We start from the raw sequence: 24,145 nt of genomic DNA, 5'->3' as shown, positions 1-24,145 counted from the left end.
TCAAATTAGAATATAAAAATCTTCATTGACTACCTTTTTCAGAGGCTTCATCATTGCGAGCAATTCCTTTGTCATAGGAATCTCTCTACAAGAATTTTGGGTTTTGGGAGTATTGATAACCAACTCTGTATGTTTCTGTGTCCCATCAATGATATATATTCGCTCTATTGTACGGTTTACTGTAATAGTTCCGTCTATTGTGTTGATATCGCTCCACTTCAAGGCACAGACCTCCCCAATGCGAAGCCCAGTACATAGACTGATGTAAATACCGAGTCCGGCAAAAGAGAAATGGTTTTGAATATGGTTGAGCACCTTTTTGTGATTGGCAACCGACAAAACCTCCAATTCTTTGTTTGTCGAAATGGTCGGATATTTGATGTCCCATTCATAATAGTCCATCCATTCGTTTTTTACCCCGAACTTCATCACCATTTTGAGGACAATCAAAATGTCCTTTACAGATTTTACACTTAATCCACTCTCGATTTTTCGCAGGACATAGTCCTGCACAGTCTCTTCATGGAGCGAATCACACTCTCCAAAAGAGGGAAGGATGTGGTTCTCCAAGATTAGCACATAAGCAGCCATTGTAGACTGCTTCACAAATGGTCGCTTGCTCTCTTTCCATGCGACCGCAATTTCTCTAATTGTCATGTTGCTCATATTATTTCATTTAATGATAAATGTCTATAATTAGAGAAATATAATGAGCGATGTTCCCCATTTGAGATTCCCAGAGTTTAGTGGAGAGTGGGAAATGGCATCACTTCAAGATATAGCCGCTATAAATCCAAAATCAGACCAGCTTCAGAACACTTTTATTTATATAGATTTGGAAGCCGTCGAAAAAGGTGAGTTGAGAAAAATACAAGAAATAATGCGAGAAGAAGCACCAAGTAGAGCACAGCGCGTTATAAATAACAATGATATTCTGTTTCAATGTGTGCGTCCCTATCAGAAAAACAACTATATTCATAGAATTTTAAATACGAGTAATCAACAATGGGTTGCTTCTACTGGATATGCTCAAATTAGGACAACAGAATCACCAAACTATATTTATCATCTATTGAATACAGACGGATTCAATAGAAAAGTAATGGTTCGTTGCACAGGCTCAAGTTATCCTGCTATTAATAGTGAGGATTTAGCAACAATTCGTTTTTATTATACGCCTGACAAAAAAGAGCAATTTAAAATATCTCGATTATTAGATTTGATAGACGAGCGCATCGCTACCCAAAACAAAATCATTGAGAAACTTGAATCCTTAATCAGAGGAATAAGAAATAGCCTGCTGTACTCTGATAATGGCACACCGATTAGAATCGGGGATATCTTAAAAGAGCGAGTTGAGAAAACGACGGTCAACAATCAACACGAGATTTTAAGTTCAACGGTCAAAGGCATATTCTCGCAACGTGAGTATTTCTCAAAGGATATAGCCAGCGAAAATAATGCTGGCTATAAGGTAATCCGATTACACGATGTTGTATTGAGCCCCCAGAATTTATGGATGGGCAATATCAATTACAATGATCATTTTGAGGTGGGAATTGTATCTCCTTCTTACAAGATATTTACCATTGCGGAGAAATATGACAAAACCTTTATCGCATCAATGCTAAAGACTCAGCGGTCCTTATATAATTACATGTTAGTGTCAGAGCAAGGTGCAAGTATAGTGAGGCGAAATCTAAATATGGAGGCATTTGAACAACTCGTATTCAAAATACCTCCATATGAAAAGCAATGCGAAATAGGAAGAACTATGTCGACCTTGCGAACTAGGCTGGCAATTGCTAATGCTACTAGAATAGCCTACGGACAACAAAAGCAATGGTTGCTCAGACAGATGTTTATATAAACATTTTAGATAATAAGTAACCCTTTTGACTTTTAAGCAAGTCTAACATCCGGCTTGCTAGAACTAACTTGTCTTCAATAGCAGATGTTAGATTCACAATATTTATCAATTCTGGTTTTTCAGGGATAAACACGTTGTTATCAAGAAAGTGAGAATTCGTTATGTTAATAGTGTTTTTAGCTCCTTTCTGAATCAGACGATGTAAATAATTCTTAGTATTAATAGGGCTTTTGAAGTACAAATGCAGATACTTGCCAATGTAATCATTTTTAGGTTGATAGACTCCGTATAATGGCGACACAGCAACTGGTTTCTGAATGTGGCTACGCTTAACTATGCCATATGGAAAATCTCCAGTGGGGCTCTTGGTATAAACAATATCACCATAGTTGACAACATTGTAATGTAGGGTCTCCTTTGCAGCAAAAGATCTGCCAAGATAATCTATCTGATTGATGATCCCTTGACTAACTGATACTGAATAAACCTCATAATTATCTGTATTTTTTATATGTCTTTCCATTAGTGTCCCGTTAAAATTGGGACGAAGTTAATATTAATCAAATAGTCCCTCCAAGAGGGGATAATCGAGTTCTTTGACATCGTTGAAATTAGTCTTTTCGAAGAGATCTCTCAGTGGAGTCTTATCCGTTAGTGAGATGCTCAAAATCTGCAGGACCTCATAAGTTGACCGCTTTAGTCGCATGTCGTGTTGGACGATGGCGACAAGGCAATAAGTTATGATTGCAGAGCAAATTTGTATTCTGACAGCGTTCTCTGTAGTGCCCCAGAATTTCTTAATCTTGAGGTGCTGCTTGAGCCACTTGAAGAACAACTCAATCTGCCATCGGTTCTTGTAGAGATTAGCAATTTCGAGAGCGGTAAGATGGAATGCATTCGTCAAAAATGCGAAGTCTCTGTCTTGCTCGTCATCGTGAAATCTCACAAGTCGCAGCCTCTCAGGAAACTTCTTCTGTGTGTTCACATCCGTGAGTTCAATAACGGAATCAGAAAGCACATTCTTAGGCAATCTACGTTTCCATTTCGTACACTTGTACTGTAAGTTCTTCTTCGCCCGAACCACGAAGTATGATTCATTAAGACAAATCTTGTAGAGTTCCTTGAATGCATTGTAACCACGGTCAAATACGTAGTAAGAACCTGATTCATAGGGAATCTCCTTCATTGCCTTTGAATCGTGTACCGATGCAGTCGTAATATGGAAGAAAGCAGAAACTTGGGACTCCAGATCATAAAGGACATGCGCCTTAACGCCTCCTTTCTTCTTGCGGAACTTTGCCCACCAGAATACTGACAAGCAGAGCGGAATCGTTGTTGAATCAAATGCATAAACATTCCCCTTCAGCTTGAAGATGTCGGTTGCTCGTTTCTTGCGAGCCTGTTCCATCATGAAGAAGGCAAAGTCTTCAAAGATCCTGTAGTCACGATTCTGATTCGCTGTGGCAAATGTCGTTTTCGCTATTGGATTACGCCCCATTCCAAGGTGATAACATTTGGATTGGTGAGTCTCCAATGCAACGACAACATCACGCAGGCTCTCACGGTTACAGAGTTGTCCGAACATGAGTGCCATGAGCTGATTCCAGCAGGTGAAGTTCTTGACATACCTGTTCCCATCATACTTGTCAACCAGGTGACGGAACTTGTTGTTGTCGAGAAATGCAACCAATTGAGCGAATACATATTTGTCTTTGTTCATAGAGCAGTCCCTTTATGGGCTGCAAAATTACAAATTCAAATCGTCGCACATGAAAAATTACTTCTAATAGACTATGTTTCAACTATTTCAAAGACCGACTTGCCCGCTTTTACGGGACAGTAGTGATGTCTTTCAATTAAAATATCTCGAAGAAATACATACTTACCTTTCACAAAAGCTCCCGAGCAAATCTTTGTAACAATTCCTCTGATTAGGAATTTTAGGTCCTTAATTATTCACTAGGAGTTTTGGAACGAAATTTTTAACAGAGCTAATTTGTGTGCTATCGGCGGATAGGTTGTATGCTCTAACTATGTTATCCTCTTTGCATTCTATAATTATATCTCCCGTTTTTGTTGTGAATAGGGTGATACCAGAATAGTATAGAAGATCTCTTATAAATTGAGCAGGATGTTCGAACAGATTGTCATAATTCGATGAGCATATTGCTATTTTAGGTTGTATGGCATCAATTAACTCCCTTGTTGTAAAACCATTGTCTGCGCCATGATGAGCAAGAATCAACACATCTGTTTCATTTACCATTCTACTATTAATCAATCTGCGAGCAATAGCAGGATCTTCACAATCACCAAGACTAAGCAACGAAAATCTACCTTGCCTAAATAATTGTACTACAGAATTGTCATTACTATTATCAGAAATGTATATTGGATTGTATAATATGTTGTTGTATTTTTTCTCTTCACCTGGAGATAAAGAGTTGATGTACTCAGGCGAAATTCTTTCCGTATATCCCTGATAAGCCTCTATTAACTGTTTACACTTTATTGCATTGTCTGTATGAGGCGCATATCCTGGATATTCTATTTTCCAAGGTTTAAAATATTTTAAAATTAATGATAACTCATCATAATCACAATGGTCCTGATCCCAACTTGTTATATGCAAACAATTGATATCGTTTTTATTTAATAGTTTTAATTCTGCGCTAATACCCCGTATACTCATGGGCGTTAGCCGAGCTTCTATCAATGTAAAATGATCATCGACAGAATAAGAAAATGAGGAGCCTGGTGTCCCTAACTGATAAGCTCTAAATCGTGTAATTTTATTCATAATGGGGCTCAATGATTTCTGGTAAATATAATCGTACTTGGATTTCGGTAAGTGCTTCAGAATGACGTATAAGAGCATCAATCTTTTTCCGCTTTAGTCTGGTTAAGTTTGTACCTACAGACCTCGCCATCTTGCAACTCTCTTTATCCGGAAATATCTTGGAAAGTCGATCCCAGCCAATACTCTTTTTTAATGTTGTCACAATATTTTCAAATGCATTCTTTGATATCTCCTTGTCTGAATTCTTAAGGTTATTAATATCTTCCGAAGATATCTTGTGCCAAGAGTATAACGATTCGACTATATTACCATCTATAATATTTCGAACAAACCCCCTAATTAGTCGTTCTTCAATGTCCCACTCTAATGGTACATATGCATATCTATTAGGGTTCGCCCTAGTATATATGTTTTGCTGTCGCTGAAATGTCTTGATACGCGCCATCATAATGTCTGATGTTTTTATCAATAGACTTATGGGATTTAGAATCCATTTTGAGTTAATCTGTGTATTGCCGGCATCACTGACAATTATATAGTCCGTGTGATATCGGCTTTTTTGTGTACTTAACTTATGTGTTCCTTGATTATCGTACAGTCCTCCATCTATAAGTATAGGCGTTTGAGTATCTTCCTTGCAAAACTCTTTTGATATCTTAATAGGGGAAAATGCAAAAGGCACACATGATGATGCCATCACAGCTTTAGCGATAGTAAATTGCGTATTATCAAAAGGTGATGTTGAATAATCACCATTCTTATAATAAGTATAACTGCCCATTTTTAGTTGGGAAAATGTATATAACTTTCCATTTGAAACATCTGTTGCATTTATTGCGACTAAAGGGCTTATTGGCAAGTCTGAAAGTTTTTTCTTTTTAAAGAATAATCGATTATATGAATACTCAATGAAATAGCTCACGGGGAGAATCCAATACCAGCATATTAACAATATTATAACTTCTAGTATTAGTAGCCACCAACTAATAAAGTAGCACGCGAGTAGTAATGCACTAAGTAACAATACAAGATAAGCTATCGAAGTTCTAAGAACGCCTCTCTGCAATTTATTAATAAAACTATCCTCAAAAACTTCATAGTTATCTTTGTGAAGAGCATAATATGCTGCAGTAATCGATCCGCCAGAAACTGCAGATATTACATCAACCTTATCAAGTATACCTAATCTATTTAAGGCTCTTAATGTCCCAATATGATATGCTGCAGCTCTATACCCACCGCCTGAGAGAGCTAATCCAATCTTTTTGTCTTTCATATCTATAAGGGTGTTGCTGTTGAATATCCTTCTCGTTCTCCAATTTGTTTATGTATGAAATTGCTATGATCTCGATGTGTTGAATAAACATCACATTTGGAGCGTTTTAAGGCATTTATAGTACACCTATTAGCATACTCATCATTACTATTTGCCGATATATAAGCAACTTGGGGTTTTATCCATTTTATCATCATTGTATCTAAATTATGTTTGCTACCATGATGAGGAACTTTTAGCCATTGTATATTTTCGATTAAAAATTTATGTGGCATCGGAATATGGTTAAACGCATCTCGTCCTGCATCTCCCATAAATAGGTATTTTTTATTTTCATGAGGTTGGAACAAAATTATCATACTGCTTTGATTGTGAGCTGAACTATCATCATCTGCGGCATCCAATGTTGGGCTTAAACTTTCGTCTGTTGGGCTATCTGCTGATTCATTGTACATGTTATCAGACTCCTTATATTTTATGTCATCTCTGAACTTAGGAATGAGTTCTTCGTAATATGCTTTTGTTGGACCAATAATATACAAGAAATTGAAAACTCGATCAGGTACAGGTTTTGTTAGCTTCCCGTTTGCATCCTTTATACTTATAGCGAATTTTTCCATTCGATCAATCTCTAAATAGTCTATTAACTCCAAAAGATTTAGTCCATTACAATCATAGACTTTCCTCGCTCTGTTATTTACCGCCGGTTGATTGTTGATATATTTGACATCATCAACATAAATGTGATTTTTACCAGGGTCATTAACCCAAAATTGGCCAATACCAATCGCATCACGCTCTCCTTTTTTTAGTTTCTCCAGCATTCTAACAAAACCACCATAATGATCATCATCACAATGAGTAACAATGGCCAAATCAATAACAGGATTGCTATAATACTTTCTAATGTGTTTGATTATTATGTCCCCATCATTATAATTTCCAGCATCTATAAGGATAAGATGTCCCTTATCTTGGTTATCAATCACATACAATATGAAAGCATCAGCTGCACCAACACTCAACATTTCAATGTGATAATCTTTAGCAATAATCATAATAGTCTAATTTTTGTCATGAAGTTATGGCATTTCACCTTATATAGCAAATAATTTGGACTTTTTTATGTTATTCTATCAAATCATAAGTTCGCACATCGATATAATCCGTTACTAACTATTGGACCATAAATCCTTAATTAAGGGACTAAATGATTCTTTATATAAGCAATATGGTAATGCAATAACAACATCTTTTTCTGATTTTGGGACATTCATATTCTGGATTGTCTGGAAAATCCTCAGAAGACTTTGGAAGTGGCAAACCATTCATAACATATCTGAATGTATATTCTAATAGTGTTGTGAATGAGAACGAATATCAATATGTTCGTATAAACGATGGGGAAAAGCAAAATATCGTTCAATGTGGAGATGTGTTGTTTACTTTGTCTTCTGAAACGCCAGAAGAAGTAGGAGTTGGCTCTGTTTATTTGGGAATAGACGAAGTGTTTTTGAATAGTTTTTGTTTTGGCTTCCACATCGATAATAAAGAATTGGCCTATCCTCCATACTTTTCTTACTACGTTTCTTCGACTCCTTTTAGAAAATTTATATATCCGTTTGCGCAAGGAAGTACACGTTTTAACCTTTGCAAGGCAGATTTTGAGAAGGCAAGTATAAAACTGCCTTCGTTGAATAATCAAAAACACATCTATGCAATTTTGAACAGTATAACAGAGAAAATAGAAACGGAAAAAAACTTACTTGAATACTATACTACTCAAAAGCAGTATCTGCTTCGTCAAATGTTCATATAAACATCTGACGGAGCAAGTATTGCTTCAGCAAACTAAGATTTATTAGAACATTTTGTTCTGTCAATAATTTATCATCTATTGTGGCCAGAAACTTGGCGTATTTTAATTGCTCTGAATATGACGGACAAAAGATTTGAGCTTTTCCGTAGTCTTTGAAATATATGTGAGGTATTGCCATTCCTGTCTTATATGGCTCAAAATTAAAAATATTCAGTAAATAATAGAGATATCGGAGTGAAAAGCCTTTTTTCGCTTGTAAGATATTCAATGTTCCAGTTGCAGAACATTTTCCCGCAACATAGGAAACTGCCCCAACACCAGAACCATCTTTTATAATGTATATAGCTTCATTTGAGGTATTATAATTATCAAGGAAACCGACTACACCATTAGCACCATAGACAGGATATGCACCACATTCCAAAACATCACTTTCCTGCAATGTTGAAGAACTGCATTCCAAACATTGTGATATGCGTACATTAGGCTTGTTGCGATGTACAATATTCTGTGCAATTCCCTTAATTAAGGATTGCAATTTCTCAATGATTTTGTTTTGGGTTGCAATGCGCTCGTCAAGCAATGACAAAAGCTTTGCTATTTTCTTTTGCTCATCAAGTTGAGGAATTCTCACTTTGATTTTCTCAATAGTATCCTTTGAAAGGCTCGGTACTCCAGACGCTTCATTATAACGAAGCCAATTTATGGTTTGAAATAGGCAATAAACAAATTTGGGGATTACCCTTTTGAATGAGTGAGTATAAAACAGAGTATCAACTGTCCAAAATTTGCCATTGTAGTAAAATGGTTTATTGATTGTCCCTTTTCGTCCTATAAACGTAGTTTCGCCTTCGTATAAACATTCGTTTACAGATGTCATATAGCCACCTGTTCCAAAAACAGGTATATCCCCTTTGCTTAGATGTTTATAATCTCTGCCATTTCCTATGCAAAGTATGTCGGCGATTCTATATGTGTCCCACCTCTCCGTAAACTCCGGAAATCTCAAATGGGGAACATTAAGGACTTTTTTATCTATTGCCATAGTTGTCATTCTTTTGTAGGATTCAAATCAAATGGAAGCAATGGAGTTTCATCATTACCCTCATTAAAACGATCAAAATCTGATATGTATGATTTATCTTGAATCAGTTTATATTTTTCGTATTCGCTATAAGCCTTATCTTTTGCTTCTTCTTGTGTCACTTTTCCTGCCGTATCGCACGGCTCGTAATCCATCGCTGCAAGATATTGTTGAAGGAACCTTTTCCAATCATCCATAGTTGAAACGATATGACGTGCAGCACGTGATTCTGCCATATCAAGAAAGGCAGTTGTGATAAGATTCAACTGGGACAATTCAGAATCTGACAGGTAATTTTTTGCAATGATGGTATCAGACTTTTGCACTCTTCCATCAGGAGCTTTCTTCCATGTGGTAAGTCCCATGTAAGGTTGCTCGGAATCAGCCCGTTGATAGATAATTTCCGCAGCCGTATGATGGGTAACGGCAAGGTGCATCATATTCTGTACCATCTTGAAGAACAACTTTGTATCTTCTGATTTCTGGTCGTAATCCGCACTGCATTCTGCATAAATGTCAGTTATCTTTTGGTAATATCTGCGCTCTGAGGTGCGTATTTCACGAATACGCTCAAGCAAATCGTCAAAATAGTCCTTTCCGAAATGTTTGCCCTGTTTCAGCCTCTCGTCATCAAGGGCATATCCTTTAATGATAAACTCTTTCAGCACTGAAGTTGCCCAAATACGGAATTGAGTAGCTTGATAGCTATTTACTCTATACCCCACCGCTACAATAGCATCGAGGTTGTAGAATAGCGGCATACGCTCCACTTCCCGGTCTCCTTCTGTTTGAACTATCCCAATTTTTCGGATAGTTGCCTCTTTGGTGAGCTCTCCGCTTTCATAAATCTGTCCAAGATGGTAGTTAATGGTGCGGACATCAACCCCAAACAAATCTGCCATTCTTTTCTGGGACATCCAGAATGTTTCGCTGTTGAAAATGACTTCTATACGTGCTTCCCCTTGGGCTGTTTTATACAATAATATATTAGCGCTTAGCGAATTATGCATGAGTTCTGTCATTGAGACAGATTGCGAGAAAAAGTCTCGTGCCTGTTGAACAAGCAACTTTTTGCCATCAGCATTTTCCGCAATAATCATACATGCCATACGAGAGAGACGGAATATGTTTACCTTGCGGAATGAACCGTTTCCTATCCTGACCATATCAACCGCTTGGTTGAAATGCTCGTCCACATTCATTCCTTTTTCTCCGGCTACTTTGATGGCTTTATCTATGACCCTTTGAAATTTCCAATAAGTAGAATAGCCCATTGCACCACAAAGGTCACGGGAACTCCAATATTCATTTCCGCTCTCGTCCTTTCGGAGTATATTCTCAAATGATGGAACCATCTGAGGTATATTGTCATTTTCTCCCATATTGCAATTACTCGTTAGCTTATTCTACAAGACCCAATTCTTTCAGATATACCTCAATCTCCTTATCCAACTCAGCACGCTTGGCTTCCAGTTCCTTTATTTCAGCCATTACAGCCTTGATGTCGATAGGTTCTTCCTCTTCAAAAGTATCAACGTAGCGTGGAATATTCAGATTGTAATCGTTCTCCTCTACCTCTTTCAAGGTAGCCAAATGACTGTACTTTTCTATTTCCTTGCGGTCACGGTAAGTTTCGACAATCTTTTGGATATGCTGCTCTCGGAGTTTGTTTTGAGTCTTAACTTTTTCAAACTCCTTGCTGGCATCAATGAACAGGATATTGTCGTCTTCTTTGCGGCACTTCTTGAACACAAGAATACAGGTCGGAATACTTGTACCATAAAAGATATTGGCTGGCAATCCGATAATGGCATCCACGTAGTTTTTCTTTTCTATGAGAAAACGACGGATAACACCTTCTGCATTACCACGGAACAACACACCATGCGGAGCGACACAAGCCATTGTACCGCCTTCGTTCAAGTGATAAATCATGTGCAGGATAAAGGCATAGTCGGCAGTCTTACGTGGTGCAAGCCGTCCTGCCTTGCTGAAACGGTCATCATTGTTGAATTTGTCGGCAGCACTCCATTCGGCGGAGAACGGAGGATTTGCAACCACTGCATCAAACTGAGTGTCACCAAACGCATCCCATTCAAGCGTATCACCATTTTCAATCTTGAAGTTACTGAATCTGATGCCATGCAGCAACATATTCATTCGGGCAAGGTTATAAGTTGTAGGATTCTTTTCCTGTCCGTAAATATCAACTGCATTTCCGATATTGGCAGCACGAAGAAGCAACGAACCACTACCGCAAGTAGGGTCATAGACATTGCGTAAACGCTGATGTCCGATAGAAACAATTTCTGCCAAAATACGGCTGACTTCCTGCGGAGTATAGAACTCTCCAGCCTTTTTTCCGGCTCCTGCGGCAAATTGCGAAATCATATATTCGTAAGCATCACCCAAAATATCAATTTCCTGCGACGCCTCTACACCGAAATCTATATCGTCCAATGCAAGAAGGACATTACTAACGAGCGTATTCTTGTCATCGGCTGTCTTACCCAATTTTGGTGAAGCCAAATCTATGTCTGAGAACAGTCCGCCAAAATCTTCTTCGCTATCTTGTCCCAAAGTGCTGTCCTCGATACGTTTCAGTGAACGCTCCAGCATAGGAAGAATGTTCTCTTTTCGTTTGACAGCCTCTATTACAGAAGAAAACAAGAACTTCGGTTCAATGAAATAGCCGATATTCTCCAAGCATTGGTTCTTGGCTTCCTCTTGTAGTTCCACCGCATCGGCATCTTTCATTTCCCATAACTTCTTAAAGGTTATTTCATCATCCACCAAAGCATTGTTGGCGTACTTTTCAATTTTCTCTGACAGGTATTTATAAAAAATGAACCCCAGTGTAAAATACATGAAGTCACTTGCCGACATATTGCCACGCAAACGATTTGCGACCTCCCAAAGCTGGTCACGGAGTTTCTGCTGTAATTCTTCGCTCATTATTTCTAACCTTTATTTACTGTAAAATAAATTCTTTAATTTGCTTAGTCAATAATGCTTTACGCTTTTTGATAAAATCAAGGAAATAGTCTAAACTATAGTCGTTCATTTCAGGTATATGATGACGTTCCTTAAAATTAGCATCTCGATCTTTTAGCCAGGAATCAAAAGGTTTAGCATTTTTAGATTTGTTTTCTGAGTCATCCAACAATTCTAAATTCAAAATTGAATTATAGCAGGCCTGGTACTTTTCTATAGTTGCATCATCATATCCTTTTGCACGAAGATTTTTTATTTTAAACTCATTTTGTGGATAAATATGATCTTCATTGTATTTCTTATCTTTCCAATCTCTCCCTGGATACAACAATGATAAAATCAAATAGCTATATTTAGTACCATAACTATAGTTCAGCATATTTTCTATCTCCATATCGTTGAATGTCATTTCTATTTTCAATTCTCTACAAAGTTCAACATAGGGGAAATAGTCTGTTGCTAATTTAACAACAGGTCTCATACTATTCAATTTATTATCAGTTGCACTACCTAGCACTCCTTTAAGCAGCATCATGATAATCCATTTTTGAATATTATTTTGATCCTCAACATCTTTCAAATTAGAGGAGGTAAGATAGCCTTTGTTTTTCCCTCTCAAATATTGAGCAACAGGAAGTAACACCAACCTTGCTACTAAATTTTTATCTGTAAAGCCATAACGACTAACCAATTTGATACTATTGGCAATGGCATCTTTTGTTTCATCCCAATGATCCTCTATACATTCTAGATTTTTCTTCGTGAATGAACTAAGTTTATACTGTATAGGAAGATTTTCAGTTAGATACATCGCCCCTTTCATCACAAAGTCTTTACCAAAATTATAACCAGTTCCTATCTTGTTAATTTCATCTGTAAATTCATTGATTTCTTCTCTTGCGTTCAAATTCCTCCATTTAGCAGTCGCTGTTGACAAAAGAATATCGCTATACTCTAGTTTTTGGCCACCAGTATTAGTACGAATAAATATCTCTAAAACCTTATCATAGTCATCTGATTTTTCCTCATAATAATTTATGTTTTGAGATACATTTACTACACTAAAAAGTTTACTTATCATCTTTCGAGCTTTTTTCTTAGCTTCTTCATCAAAAGCATTAAGCTGATTTTCTATAGAATCTTTAGCATCTTCTGCATCATCATAATTTAATATATCCCCAACACGATACCATAATTGAGGATAATCCGTTCTTTGCAGAGGTGTTTCATCCTCTTTAAATAAAAATTGATATGTCATCTCCTCTGGATTGTCATCTCCCTTATCCCAAAGAAGATTTAAATATAGTCTTGTTGTTCGCCACTTTCGATAGAAAAAACGATATGAACCACGTAAGGCTATATTTATAGATGTTATTCTCTGCTGTCCATCAAGAACCAAATATATATCTTGATTTACACCATCCAAGTTAGCCTCTTTATTATGCGGTTTTTCTTGATCAAAGTCTTTTATAAATTCATATGAAGTCCAATCTTTCTTCTTTTCTTCTCTAATCTTCCAAAAAAGGAAAGAACTGATAGGATAACCACACATAATAGAATCAAACAGTTTTTCTACTTGCGCTGGATTCCAAACGTATTCTCTCTGAATAGCAGGTAAAAAAGTATTCCTCCCTATTCTTTCGGAGATTAAATCCTTTATCGTAGTATTAAAATAAGCCATATGTTTATTCTTTATTCTTATTTATTGTTTGACGTAACAAGTTAAAAACATAATCTATTTCAGTTTCATTTTTCAAAGGAAAACGAACCTCATAAGCTCCATTTCCCCAGTGTCCAACTTCTGATACATCACGGGTAATACCTTCCGGGTCTTTGAGTGTTCCTTTCTTGGCGTTTAGAAATAGTCTTATGCCCTTGTTTTGCATAACTATATCACAAAATACCTTCCCTCCTATCTTGAAACCAATGGTTTTCTTTTTGGGATATATCGTAATATCTTCTCCAAAAGACAGCAAGAATTCTTTAATTTCAGCATATATATTCAGGAAGTCATCTTCAACGTTCTCCAAATGATCCTGTTCGCTATATACCTTTATCTCCTTACTTACAGTTGTTATTGTCTCGTTGTTTGAGACTGTTTTAATACTTTCTTTGCTTGAACGATTCACAATCTGTTCAAACGAAAGAGTATCATTTGTAAAGCGTTTAATTTCCCATAGTTCTATAGGTAAATCCTTGAAATTAATTGCTTCTTTTTGATATGTTGTAAAATTAGGCGATACAAACAACACTTTTGACTGAGACCAGTCCACATCATTTCGTTTGAGTATGCCAGACTTTGATTCGTTATACTCCAAGATGAATTCCGCCTTGTTATTTAGCATTAAAGACAAGTAAGCATAACCTTGGTCGATTACACTGAAATTCTTATCCCTTTTATATTCTATAATTACAAAAGACTTCTTCTCCGAATCAAATGCCAATGAATCTATACGGAAGGATCCAAGGGAAAATTCCGTTCTGATAAAATCAAGCCCAAGCAATGACTGGAGATTCTTTTCAACTATGTTTTGAATCTCTTTCTCCAACTTAAACGGCTTCTCCTTTATAAGCGTTAGTTGCTCATTATATATTTTATATATTGACATGTCTACTCCCAATTAAAAGTCCTTATTATATTGCGCAGCCTTTCCATTATTCTCGTCAAAGCCTTCCGGGTTTTGATAAGTCCGAGGTGCTTCTCTTTCAAGGCTTTCTGTATTATTTCCGGCTGCTCCTTTTGTAAATAGTCATACTCTTTGATGTAAAGATTAAGCACATCTGCTGAAATTTGTTCATCATCAGCCAAATCATTCACCGCCTTATTGCGTTCCGAAACAATATATTGGTTCAAACGTTCCTCCAACTCATTTGTTCCATCAGCCTTATGTCGTCCGTTCATAAAGTTCTCCTTGTCTTCATCCACATTCTTCCGGATAAAGCCGTCAATGAGTTTAGCCTTGCCTCGCATTCCTGCATCCTTAATCATAGTATCAAGAATATGCTGGCGTTTTGCGGAATAATCATCGCTATACGGGTCAAGTTCCGCAATGAGTTCAAGAATGTAAGCCACATTAATAATGTCGCTATGCAATAATTCAAGACAGAAATCAATATCTTCCAATCCTTGACTATTTCCATAAGGCACAGGATCTTCTGCGACAACAGACGGTGTTACAGGCGGATCGATAAACCCGACTGTAATATCAAGATATTTACTTTTATAATCGTTGAACTGTTGTTCAGTCATTCCAAGGTCATCCGCATCCTCATTGTAGTCCTCGTATATCTGTATTTCTGCATGTTTACGGATAATATCACGGAATGCAAGCACAAAATTCTTCTTGTCATTTTCGCTTTGCAGAAGGTCTATGCTGCTTGGTGTAGGATATTTTTGCAAGAAATCTACCGCCAGTCTTTGATATTCCTTTTTTACATCCTCAAACGGAGGACGGATTATATCTTCCGGATTATCTGAGTTGCTGAACAATTTGATAGACTTATCGACATTGCTTTTCAAATCACGGAAACACACAATCTTGCCGAATCGTTTCTTCTCGTTCAACACCCGGTTGGTACGGCTGAATGCTTGCAGCAGACCATGATATTCCATATTCTTATCTACATAAAGCGTGTTCAGCTTTTTGCTATCAAAGCCTGTAAGGAACATACCCACGACAAGACAAAGGTCAAGCGGTTTCATATCCGCTTTCTTCTTTTTCATACGCAGGTTGATGTCATCGTAGTATGCACGGAAATTTTCGGTAGTAAATGCTGTACCAAACATTTCATTATAATCGTCCATGATAGCTTGCAGCTCATCCGCTTCGCCTACACTCTCACTAACATATTGCCCTGTACCCATACCTGTCTGGTCATCATCCTGACTACTGTTTGCACCATAGGTAAATACTGCACCAATACGAATACTTGGCTTTAACGATTTGAATATCTTGCAATAGCGGATAAGCATCGGTACGGACTGCACGGCAAACAGCGCATCAAATTCTCCGTCGAATGTAGACTTGTTGAAATTATTGATAATGAATTTGGCAATTTCTTCCATACGACTTTGATTGTCGTTATCAACAATTTCGTTGCCATGATAATACTCCACAAGGAAACCAAGCACATTTTCATCGGCAATAGCATCCTTAATAAGATATTTATGAAGACAATTTCCGAATATTTCTTTAGTCGTATGACCGTCTACAGCATTCTCGGTAAAAATAGGTGTTCCCGTAAATCCGAATATTTGGGCATTGTCAAAGAACTTCATAATTTTCTTATGACTATCTCCAAAGTGGCTGCGATGGCACTCATCAAATATCATAACGATACGGGAATGACGAATATCCTCAATCTTGCTGCTGTACCATGTTTTGCTTACTGCGGCATTAAGTTTCTGAATGGTAGTGATGATAATCTTAGAATTGCTTTGCAGGCGTTTTACAAGTTCATCAGTATTATCAGTACTATCCACCGCACCCGGTTCAAATGCTTCATATTCCGATTGGGTCTGTGTATCGAGGTCATGGCGATCAACTACGAACATCACCTTGTCCACATCATCCAATTCCGATACAAGCTGTGCTGCCTTGAACGATGTCAATGTCTTTCCTGCACCTGTTGTATGCCAGATATAACCGTTGTCATTGGAGTTTTGCACCCTGTCCAAAATCTTTTCTACGGCATAGAACTGATATGGGCGAAGCACCATCAGGCATTTGTCACCCTCATGAAGCACAATGTATTTGCCGATGATTTTTCCAAGCGTGCATTTTTCCAAAAAGAATGCAGCAAACATATCCAATTCATTGAATGGATGATTTTGAACATCAGTCCAATTGAATGTAAACTTGTAGCCGCTATTTGGATTATTGGCAAAATAACGGGTATTGACACCATTTGAGATGACAAACAACTGAATATAGTCAAACAGTCCGTGGAATGATGTTTTGTGATAACGCTGTATTTGGTTGTATGCCTGTTTCAGTTCAACGCCACGACGTTTCAATTCAATCTGTACCAAAGGCAAGCCATTGATAAGGATTGTCACATCATAACGGCATTTCTTGCGTCCTTCCACAGTTATCTGATTTGAAACCTGAAACTCGTTTTGACACCACTGCTGTCTATTGAGAAATTCCACCCAAATCCTCTGTCCGTTTGTGGTATCAAGCGGATAGAGGTCACGAAGCTTCTTCGCCTTTTCAAAGCGGGTGCCACCTTCAAGGTAGATTAGAATTTTCTCAAACTCCTCTGCTGTAAACTCAGTACGCCCATGTTCCTCCAATCTTTTGCGGTTGTGAATTTCCAACTGCCGCTTGAAATTAGCACAAAGATTATCCTCTTCTGCAATATGGACATATTCATAGTCCATTTGCTTAAGAGTGGCTATCAGTCCGGCTTCCAACGCCGCTTCGCTTTGTATTGACATATCCTTGCCTTATTATGAGTGGTTACTTTACTTTTATATTACTGTTCAGTATCTTTACATCCAATGCTTTTTCAATCTTGCACAGAGTTTCCAATGACAGATTCTCACGTCCTTTCAGTACTTTAGAGATGTATTGCTGAGAACAATTCATCTTCATAGCCAACGCCTTTTGAGTCATACCGAGCTGCTCCATTCGATTCGACATAATTGTTGCAATAGTCTGTGAATGCAACATCCACGCATCTACATCATCTGCGATAATATTTTCAGACTGTTCTAAAGACGTATCAATTTGTACTTCCATCACTGTATAATATCAGAATACCTTTGTCTTATCGCAGACAAAGGTACTATAAATAATCGAGAATCCACAACTTTCAGGTTGTTAGTTGGCTAAAACACAGATTTTTCACCCATACATAAAATCAATATAATACATTCACCACTTGATACAATTATTACAAAATAGTTAATATCTGTCGGATAAGTGAACAATGACAAAACATCTATATAGCTACATCCCCTCGTTTCTCTGCTTCTTTTATTGCTACAATATGATCGAATAAGGTGCTAAACTTCTCATAAAACTTTTCATCAATTTTCCCTTTTTTACAATCTTCCTCCAATTTACCTTTGAGACCATCTTTACTCTTTATTGTATCAAGAGAGGTAAATGACAAAATATATTTGCGAAATAATTGACATGTAAAATAGTCTTCAATATTAAAGTTCTCGATATTTTTTCTACGCGCATATGGAGGATAAAATGAGAACCACGTACGCTGATTCTTGCGAGCCTTACCAAAATTCTTAATATCCCATTTTATTTTTTTACCTAACGTACATGGTATAACTTGGTTCATACTTTTTACGCCTGCATCATCTCCATCAAATAAGGCAACAACTGTTTGTCCATCTTTTGGAGTAAATTTTTGTGCAAATGCTTTCACATTGGATGCTCCTCCACAAGGAATAAATTCAAATGACAAGCTTGTATATCTCCCATTTTTTTTGAAATACTTGAGTGCCGCAGATATAAATGTTTCATCGGTTGGACCTTCTACTATTAATATATCATCATGAGATGCAAGGAAAAGATTCTGTTTTTGAGAAGTCCAAATACCACTAGTTAATCTTTCAACTAGGTTAACAATGTCTTTATCAATAACCTTCGCCTTACCATTTTCATCCTTATCAAGCATAACGATTGCGCCTTTAGTTTTCTCTTCAAAAGAAGCGGTCAAGGTTGGCGAGTGTGATGTTATTATATTGCTACGATGGCTCATATGATCAAACATTTCTCTCAGTTCACTCTTCCTTGATATATGTATATGACTGTCAGGTTCATCCATTAATACCAATGTTTGTTCATCTGATATAGCCTCTAAGATGAATAGTATAACCATCATCTTCTTTTCTCCCTCACTTAAAAATGCAGACTCAATTCCGCCGTTAAATGAGATATTCAAAGTATCTATAACTTGGCTAGCGCCCATATACTTATTAAATAGCAGACGAGCGTCATCATCATTAGGATTGAATTTGGAAATATCATTAGATGATATGCTCGGGCTATCTCCAAATAAAGCACGAAGTTGACGGATGAATAATGTTATTTGATTCTCCCTTCTCCATTTACTTAGCTTTGCTGTATTGAAATTCAAATCAATGGAATCCAAATTACCTGAAGCTATTCCCAATTTTTCTTGAAGGAACTTATCAAATGCAATATTAACATCTCGTGTTGCAAGCATACATAATAATATGTATTTCCACATAGTTCTATCAATGTATATCATAGATAAAACATTGGGAGCTTCAGCTGTACGCACACTTTCTAAATACTCTTCATTCGCTTTTTTATAGTAGTTATCCCACATTCGAGTATCTTCACCGCTGTAGTTACATACTATTCGATTGGGATAAATCATATCCACATCAGTTACTACAACATCATCTTTTTGGTACTCGGTAGTAGATGTAGCTTTATCATGCTTTACCCGATATGTAATATCGTTGATTTCGTAACGTAACACAAAGCTGAACATGAAATCAGTTGAATGGCTTAATAATGTTGAAAAAACACTACTTAATGCTTCTAATATATTCGTTTTACCAGTGCCATTGTTGCCTATAATCACATATGTATCATTGGTCGAATCAAAACGTAAATTTAAGCCTTCAAGGTTTCTAAACCCAGAAATAATTTTCAGTGCTAGTAGCTTCATATTATGAGAAAATCTTGTTATTGAAGTATTCTATATTTTTTTGCATCTGTTCTTCCAAGGATTTTTGAGTTTCTCTAATCTCTAAAATCTTTGCTAAGAGGTTACGTTGCTCATCAATTGACGGTAAAGCTATTAACGTGTTTTCAAATACTTTCTGAGACAATCTTCTTCTTCCTGTAGTTCCACTACTTGAAATAGAGAACTGATTCAAAATAGCATCATTAGTTAATACTAACTCTAAATATTCAGGAAGTATTTGTGTCGTATCAATATCATATACCAAAAAATCCGGAGTAACAATAGCCCCTTCGAGAGATGAGTCCACAATACCAAAAGCCGCACTTTTGCCATCTATCTTTGAAATAATAAATTGGCCACCTTTTACTCTAGTTTGACGTTTGGTACCAATTAGAGCACCTATAACGGAATCACGTTCCTGAATGCCTTTATTGAACAGTTTTACTGTTAATCGAGTGTATTCAATATTAGGTTCAACGCAAATAACATCTTTACTTAATGACACGACATTTCCAATCCTTACTTTCTTATATAAAGGATTATAGTTAACACTAGTTGTGTCAAAAATAGACTTAACACTCCAGCTAGATAAATCTGAACGATTTACTATTTTTGTATATATCATATTTGACTGAACTTCTCCACTTAGCCAAGAAGCAACTTCTTTAGCCGCTATCGGCAATTCTTCGTTGTTTGAAGGTAATCCTGTAGAAGAAATTCCGGCATCATTTACTTTGGTAACAGATAACAAATAGTCCTTTTCTGGTATCTCGCCATCCATGAACTTCTCAATAAAGACAAGACTTGGTTTTATATTTGCACCAGATGACAAAAACACATCGGCTGGGATTGATGTAATGTTGAGTATTTTAACACGTGATTCTATAAACTTACGAACACGGTCTAATGCAGGATTATCCAACACTCCTTCAGGTAACACAACACCTGCGCGTTTCCCCGGCTTTAGCAAATTTATACAACGTTCAATGAATAAGATTTCTGTGCTATTGTTGTTAATTTGATATAGTTCTAATATACGCTTTCCGATTTTCTTGTCTTTTCCTATTTCTTGTGCATACTCTTTAATAGGAGTGTATACTTTACTAATGTATTCACTACCAAACAACTCCTCATATAAAGCTCTTTCCCTATCAGTAGGGATGTCAGAACTGGTAATACGCATGTCTTTTTCTACATGAGCTCCGAAGGGTGGATTTATAAGAATCACGTCAAAGTTATTGTCATAAACACCTCCAACATTAATGAGACCATCGTGTAGATAAACTCCCACATGCCCATCACCATGCATAATCATATTCATTTTTGAAGTACGAGCCATACGTACATTGGCATCCACTCCAAAGAAATAGTCATGACAAAGTTTGTGATAACGACTGCCTTCTTTTGTCTTATCGCACTCACTTAGCAAAGTGTTAATTTTATATTGTTTTTCAGTATCGGAAAGATTCAGATTGTCCATCAACAGAGTAATCTGTTTATGGATGTCTTGATCTATCTGATTCTGTACATGTTCAAATGCTTTTATAAGGAATCCGCCACTTCCACAGCATGGGTCACACACTTTATCACCCTCCTTTACATTCAGTACTTCAACCATATAATTTACTATGGTTCTAGGAGTGAAAAACTGTCCTAATTCTCCTCGGAATGTTTTACCTAAGAATAGTTCAAATGCAATACCCTTAATGTCGTCAGAAGTATCATATAATTCAACACTGCTTAATTCCTCTAAAATGAGCAAGAAGCTTTCTCTGCGAATTCTTATTTTATCTTCTGAATCAAAAAGACCGTCTGTCGAGTAAGTTCTCTTAACTTCATTAAATAGATGCTGAATATAGTCTACCTCGCCATTATATGATAGTTCATCTTTTATGAATTTATCCTTGCTATAAACGAGTTCATCTTTTGCATCACGTTCATAAAGCATTTTTATGAATAAGATTTTGCTTATCTCATCAAATGCAGCTTCTGGTGAGAACTTATCAACATTGCGTATAATGTTATGACAACGAGTTAAGGTCTTCAAAAATTTATCTTTTGAATAACCTCGTACTTTATTTACAAATAAAGTTAGATTCTGGTCTGAAACAATATCTTGTGCTGTCGGGAAATCGCTAATACGCTCTATTTTTAGTGGTCTAGCATTTCGGTCAATATAAAAGACTTTTGTTTCTTTAAGATTATGAGCAACATAAAACGCCATATCATTTAGAACCGCTTGTTTATATTGCTCGAAATAATCTTCTGCTTTAATTTTTATATGCTCAGCTTTACATGCAACAAGAACATAAATATCAGGAGCAAGTCCAGATTTTTTATCATCTGGGCTACGCCATATTGCAATATCCGCAACCGATGTTGGAGACACCTTTACACCAAATTCCATCTGCTCTGGCAGATACCCATAAGAATCCACCAAACGTTGAAAAAAAGTTTCTGCCAACTCTTTCTTGCTATGATTAATATCTGTTATCATTAAATACAATAATCGTTATATTTTCAGAGCGTTAACTTTACAGTACAACGCACCCAATTAACTGCAAAATTACGAAAACTTTGCGGCATATGCAACTTGAAAAGTTTATTTCTTTATCCACTCTCCATATGACTATTTATCGATGCAACATTTGTCAACAAGAATAAGGCAAATAAGATGGCACATTATGAATCAATATACCTACACAACACTATTAACCTATAAAGCACTGAAAGATAAGAATATATTTTGCAGCAAAAGAATTTAATGTAAAATGATGTGTGATTGGGATTTATTTACTAATTTTGCACCGCTTTTGAGACAATATAAACATTAACGATGCAAAGAAACAGAATGAACATATTATCAATCACAACCGCAATTCTGAGCAATAAACGCACAGAATCCGTGTCGAGTGTTCATGTTTCATGCATTGAACCTCGTAGAGTAAATACTTTCCAGCGAACATAGCAAGTACTTTATTGTACTTTGAGAGAATAGAAACTGAATAGCTGGAGAGTCTTTACCAAACTTTCCAACTTTTTTTGTTATGCCCATTTGTGACAGTTGCCTTTACGATGCTCTTCTGCCATTTCCGTCTGATGGGCTGTTAGTAACCGGATTATTAACGTGCAGTGATGCACATAAATTGAGAAGAAATGAGCTATAAATTTGACGGCAATAAGGTGTTCTTTACATCTGACACCCATTTTTATCATGGAAATATCATTCGTTTCTGTAACAGACCGTTCAAGGATGTGGAGATGATGAATGAAACTATCATAGCCAATTGGAATAATACAATCGGACAAGATGATATCGTGTTTCATTTGGGCGATTTCTGTCTTGGCGGTTCAGCCGAATGGACTAAAATCCTTGACAGGTTGAACGGAAAGATATATCTGATTATGGGCAACCATGATTTGAAGAATATACGCCAAGGTTACATTGACAGATTTGAGTATGTGGCAATGCAGATGCACATAGAAATCGGAAAACAGAGGATATATTTGAACCATTATCCCTTTCTATGCTTTGATGGTGGATACAAGGATGTATGGCAACTGTTCGGGCACGTTCACACACGGAAGAACAATACCGGTATTGATGCAGACAGGCTTCAGTATCTTAATCCGACACAATACGATGTAGGTGTTGATAACAACAATTTTACACCTGTATCATTTGAACAGGTCAAAAGGATAATAACCAAACAAATAGAAAAAGGAGGACTGTAAAATGAAAATACAATATATGAGCGACCTGCATTTAGAGTTCAGCGACAACAGCAGGTGGATAAAACATAATGAATTGCCTGTAACGGGCGATGTTCTGGTGCTTGCCGGAGATATATTCTATCTGAAAAACGAAGTTGCGCCTTTGGCTAATTTCTGGGAATGGGCATCTGAGAATTATCGTCAGGTGCTCATTGTGCCCGGAAACCATGAGTATTACAATTATTGTGATGTGATGGATAAGGGATTGCAATGGAATTGGATGTTCAAGAAGAATGTAGGATATTATCAGAATAAGGTAGTGCGGATTGATGATACCGATTTCATCATGAGCACTTTGTGGTCTCAGATTTCTCCATCTGACGAGTATTTTGTATGGAAAGGTATGAACGATTTTCGGCAGATAATGTATAATAGCAAATTGCTCCAGACAGAGGAATTCAATAAGATGCACAGTTTCTGTTTGGATTTTATCAAACAAAGTCTGGCAGAAAGTACTGCGAAACACATTGTGGCGGTGACTCATCATCTTCCAACATTGGAGGTCGTCGCCCCTCACCATAAGGGTTCTGTGCTGAATAGTGCTTTTGCAACTGAATTGAGTAGGCTTATTGCCGACAGTCGCATTGATGCATGGATTTATGGGCATTCCCATACCAATATTGATGTTGAAATAAACGGGACGATGGTCGTGTGTAATCAGATGGGGTATGTTTTTCAAAACGAACATATCGCCAATGGTTTTGATCCGGGCAAGTGCCTTGTCTTGTAGCAAATATTGTCTTGGTTGATATGCTTAAGACCTCAATATATCATATAGTAAACAAAATAGCTCTATTTTGCATATTATATGATATGTTACGATAGAGTATTTTCAGTTATTT

The 24,145-nt window shown here is 36.8% G+C and carries 18 protein-coding genes and 1 pseudogene; 4 read left to right on the top strand and 15 right to left on the bottom strand.

Going from position 1 to position 24,145, the window contains the following annotated elements:
• Window positions 1-6: 6 nt before the first annotated feature.
• Window positions 7-666: pseudogene (locus tag NQ492_RS10450) on the bottom strand (tyrosine-type recombinase/integrase); the annotation flags it as partial.
• A gap of 94 nt (window positions 667-760) precedes the next feature.
• Here NQ492_RS10450 and NQ492_RS10445 point away from each other — a divergent pair.
• Window positions 761-1,870 (top strand): restriction endonuclease subunit S, encoded by a 1,110-nt coding sequence (locus NQ492_RS10445; RefSeq protein WP_083810296.1) that lies wholly within the window; start codon window positions 761-763, stop codon window positions 1,868-1,870.
• On the opposite strand, the gene NQ492_RS10440 is transcribed toward NQ492_RS10445, so the two are convergent.
• From NQ492_RS10440 to NQ492_RS10420, 5 genes are all read right to left on the bottom strand, one after another.
• On the bottom strand, window positions 1,863-2,393 hold the full coding sequence (locus NQ492_RS10440) for a restriction endonuclease subunit S (RefSeq protein ID WP_259872904.1): 531 nt from the start codon (window positions 2,391-2,393) through the stop codon (window positions 1,863-1,865). The genes NQ492_RS10445 and NQ492_RS10440 overlap by 8 nt on opposite strands.
• 33 nt (window positions 2,394-2,426) lie before the next feature.
• On the bottom strand, window positions 2,427-3,590 hold the full coding sequence (locus NQ492_RS10435) for an IS4 family transposase (protein WP_141405246.1): 1,164 nt from the start codon (window positions 3,588-3,590) through the stop codon (window positions 2,427-2,429).
• Window positions 3,591-3,818: 228 nt separating this feature from the next.
• Window positions 3,819-4,670, bottom strand: a complete 852-nt coding sequence (locus NQ492_RS10430) for a ComEC/Rec2 family competence protein (protein WP_083810236.1) — start codon at window positions 4,668-4,670, stop codon at window positions 3,819-3,821.
• Window positions 4,663-5,946 (bottom strand): patatin-like phospholipase family protein, encoded by a 1,284-nt coding sequence (locus tag NQ492_RS10425; protein ID WP_231839918.1) that lies wholly within the window; start codon window positions 5,944-5,946, stop codon window positions 4,663-4,665. The genes NQ492_RS10430 and NQ492_RS10425 overlap by 8 nt, the downstream gene beginning before the upstream one ends.
• Before the next feature lie 2 nt (window positions 5,947-5,948).
• Window positions 5,949-7,004: an MBL fold metallo-hydrolase gene (locus NQ492_RS10420; protein ID WP_015547488.1), complete on the bottom strand. Its 1,056-nt coding sequence runs from the start codon at window positions 7,002-7,004 to the stop codon at window positions 5,949-5,951.
• A 305-nt stretch (window positions 7,005-7,309) separates the two neighbouring features.
• Here NQ492_RS10420 and NQ492_RS10415 point away from each other — a divergent pair, with 305 nt between their 5' ends.
• Window positions 7,310-7,765, top strand: a complete 456-nt coding sequence (locus NQ492_RS10415; protein ID WP_231839917.1) for a restriction endonuclease subunit S — start codon at window positions 7,310-7,312, stop codon at window positions 7,763-7,765.
• On the opposite strand, the gene NQ492_RS10410 is transcribed toward NQ492_RS10415, so the two are convergent.
• The 9 genes from NQ492_RS10410 to NQ492_RS10370 form a co-directional block, all read right to left on the bottom strand.
• Window positions 7,758-8,810 (bottom strand): restriction endonuclease subunit S, encoded by a 1,053-nt coding sequence (locus NQ492_RS10410; protein WP_157359492.1) that lies wholly within the window; start codon window positions 8,808-8,810, stop codon window positions 7,758-7,760. The genes NQ492_RS10415 and NQ492_RS10410 overlap by 8 nt on opposite strands.
• 5 nt (window positions 8,811-8,815) lie before the next feature.
• A complete protein-coding gene (rhuM, locus tag NQ492_RS10405) occupies window positions 8,816-10,231 on the bottom strand; it encodes a RhuM family protein (protein ID WP_015547486.1) in 1,416 nt (471 codons plus the stop codon).
• Between the two features lie 19 nt (window positions 10,232-10,250).
• Window positions 10,251-11,804 carry a type I restriction-modification system subunit M gene (locus NQ492_RS10400; protein ID WP_015547485.1) on the bottom strand — a complete coding sequence of 518 codons (1,554 nt, stop codon included), beginning with the start codon at window positions 11,802-11,804 and terminating at the stop codon, window positions 10,251-10,253.
• A gap of 16 nt (window positions 11,805-11,820) precedes the next feature.
• Window positions 11,821-13,524 carry a DUF262 domain-containing protein gene (locus tag NQ492_RS10395; protein ID WP_015547484.1) on the bottom strand — a complete coding sequence of 568 codons (1,704 nt, stop codon included), beginning with the start codon at window positions 13,522-13,524 and terminating at the stop codon, window positions 11,821-11,823.
• 4 nt (window positions 13,525-13,528) lie between these two features.
• Window positions 13,529-14,452, bottom strand: coding sequence for a DUF5655 domain-containing protein (locus NQ492_RS10390; RefSeq protein WP_044054497.1), 924 nt, complete (start codon window positions 14,450-14,452; stop codon window positions 13,529-13,531).
• A 2-nt stretch (window positions 14,453-14,454) separates the two neighbouring features.
• Window positions 14,455-17,283 carry a type I restriction endonuclease subunit R gene (locus NQ492_RS10385; RefSeq protein ID WP_015547483.1) on the bottom strand — a complete coding sequence of 943 codons (2,829 nt, stop codon included), beginning with the start codon at window positions 17,281-17,283 and terminating at the stop codon, window positions 14,455-14,457.
• Window positions 17,284-17,305: 22 nt separating this feature from the next.
• The gene (locus NQ492_RS10380; protein ID WP_015547482.1) at window positions 17,306-17,587 is read right to left on the bottom strand and encodes a helix-turn-helix domain-containing protein; all 282 of its coding nucleotides are present in this window, start codon (window positions 17,585-17,587) and stop codon (window positions 17,306-17,308) included.
• A 202-nt stretch (window positions 17,588-17,789) separates the two neighbouring features.
• The gene (locus NQ492_RS10375) at window positions 17,790-19,511 is read right to left on the bottom strand and encodes an ATP-dependent nuclease (protein WP_044054495.1); all 1,722 of its coding nucleotides are present in this window, start codon (window positions 19,509-19,511) and stop codon (window positions 17,790-17,792) included.
• Between the two features lies 1 nt (window position 19,512).
• Window positions 19,513-22,026 carry an N-6 DNA methylase gene (locus tag NQ492_RS10370; RefSeq protein WP_015547480.1) on the bottom strand — a complete coding sequence of 838 codons (2,514 nt, stop codon included), beginning with the start codon at window positions 22,024-22,026 and terminating at the stop codon, window positions 19,513-19,515.
• A 659-nt stretch (window positions 22,027-22,685) separates the two neighbouring features.
• Here NQ492_RS10370 and NQ492_RS10365 point away from each other — a divergent pair.
• Window positions 22,686-23,264, top strand: a complete 579-nt coding sequence (locus tag NQ492_RS10365) for a metallophosphoesterase (protein ID WP_015547479.1) — start codon at window positions 22,686-22,688, stop codon at window positions 23,262-23,264.
• 1 nt (window position 23,265) lies between these two features.
• A complete protein-coding gene (locus NQ492_RS10360; RefSeq protein WP_015547478.1) occupies window positions 23,266-24,033 on the top strand; it encodes a metallophosphoesterase in 768 nt (255 codons plus the stop codon).
• Window positions 24,034-24,145 lie beyond the last annotated feature (112 nt).

This window comes from Alistipes shahii WAL 8301, from assembly GCF_025145845.1.
Taxonomy (GTDB): domain Bacteria; phylum Bacteroidota; class Bacteroidia; order Bacteroidales; family Rikenellaceae; genus Alistipes; species Alistipes shahii.
The sequence above is the reverse complement of the archived record's forward strand: the minus strand, read 5'-3'. Positions and strand labels throughout refer to the sequence as shown.

What these genes read in the sequence shown, in the direction of transcription:
- NQ492_RS10365 (WP_015547479.1), top strand. Translation starts at nt 22,686, where the DNA reads ATGAGCTATAAATTTGACGGCAATAAGGTGTTCTTTACATCTGACACC.
- NQ492_RS10445 (WP_083810296.1), top strand. Translation starts at nt 761, where the DNA reads ATGGCATCACTTCAAGATATAGCCGCTATAAATCCAAAATCAGACCAG.
- NQ492_RS10380 (WP_015547482.1), bottom strand. Translation starts at nt 17,587, where the DNA reads ATGGAAGTACAAATTGATACGTCTTTAGAACAGTCTGAAAATATTATC.
- NQ492_RS10425 (WP_231839918.1), bottom strand. Translation starts at nt 5,946, where the DNA reads ATGAAAGACAAAAAGATTGGATTAGCTCTCTCAGGCGGTGGGTATAGA.
- NQ492_RS10440 (WP_259872904.1), bottom strand. Translation starts at nt 2,393, where the DNA reads ATGGAAAGACATATAAAAAATACAGATAATTATGAGGTTTATTCAGTA.
- NQ492_RS10410 (WP_157359492.1), bottom strand. Translation starts at nt 8,810, where the DNA reads ATGGCAATAGATAAAAAAGTCCTTAATGTTCCCCATTTGAGATTTCCG.
- rhuM (WP_015547486.1), bottom strand. Translation starts at nt 10,231, where the DNA reads ATGGGAGAAAATGACAATATACCTCAGATGGTTCCATCATTTGAGAAT.
- NQ492_RS10400 (WP_015547485.1), bottom strand. Translation starts at nt 11,804, where the DNA reads ATGAGCGAAGAATTACAGCAGAAACTCCGTGACCAGCTTTGGGAGGTC.
- NQ492_RS10420 (WP_015547488.1), bottom strand. Translation starts at nt 7,004, where the DNA reads ATGATTATTGCTAAAGATTATCACATTGAAATGTTGAGTGTTGGTGCA.
- NQ492_RS10390 (WP_044054497.1), bottom strand. Translation starts at nt 14,452, where the DNA reads ATGTCAATATATAAAATATATAATGAGCAACTAACGCTTATAAAGGAG.
- NQ492_RS10435 (WP_141405246.1), bottom strand. Translation starts at nt 3,590, where the DNA reads ATGAACAAAGACAAATATGTATTCGCTCAATTGGTTGCATTTCTCGAC.
- NQ492_RS10375 (WP_044054495.1), bottom strand. Translation starts at nt 19,511, where the DNA reads ATGAAGCTACTAGCACTGAAAATTATTTCTGGGTTTAGAAACCTTGAA.
- NQ492_RS10385 (WP_015547483.1), bottom strand. Translation starts at nt 17,283, where the DNA reads ATGTCAATACAAAGCGAAGCGGCGTTGGAAGCCGGACTGATAGCCACT.
- NQ492_RS10395 (WP_015547484.1), bottom strand. Translation starts at nt 13,524, where the DNA reads ATGGCTTATTTTAATACTACGATAAAGGATTTAATCTCCGAAAGAATA.
- NQ492_RS10370 (WP_015547480.1), bottom strand. Translation starts at nt 22,026, where the DNA reads ATGATAACAGATATTAATCATAGCAAGAAAGAGTTGGCAGAAACTTTT.
- NQ492_RS10430 (WP_083810236.1), bottom strand. Translation starts at nt 4,670, where the DNA reads ATGAATAAAATTACACGATTTAGAGCTTATCAGTTAGGGACACCAGGC.
- NQ492_RS10360 (WP_015547478.1), top strand. Translation starts at nt 23,266, where the DNA reads ATGAAAATACAATATATGAGCGACCTGCATTTAGAGTTCAGCGACAAC.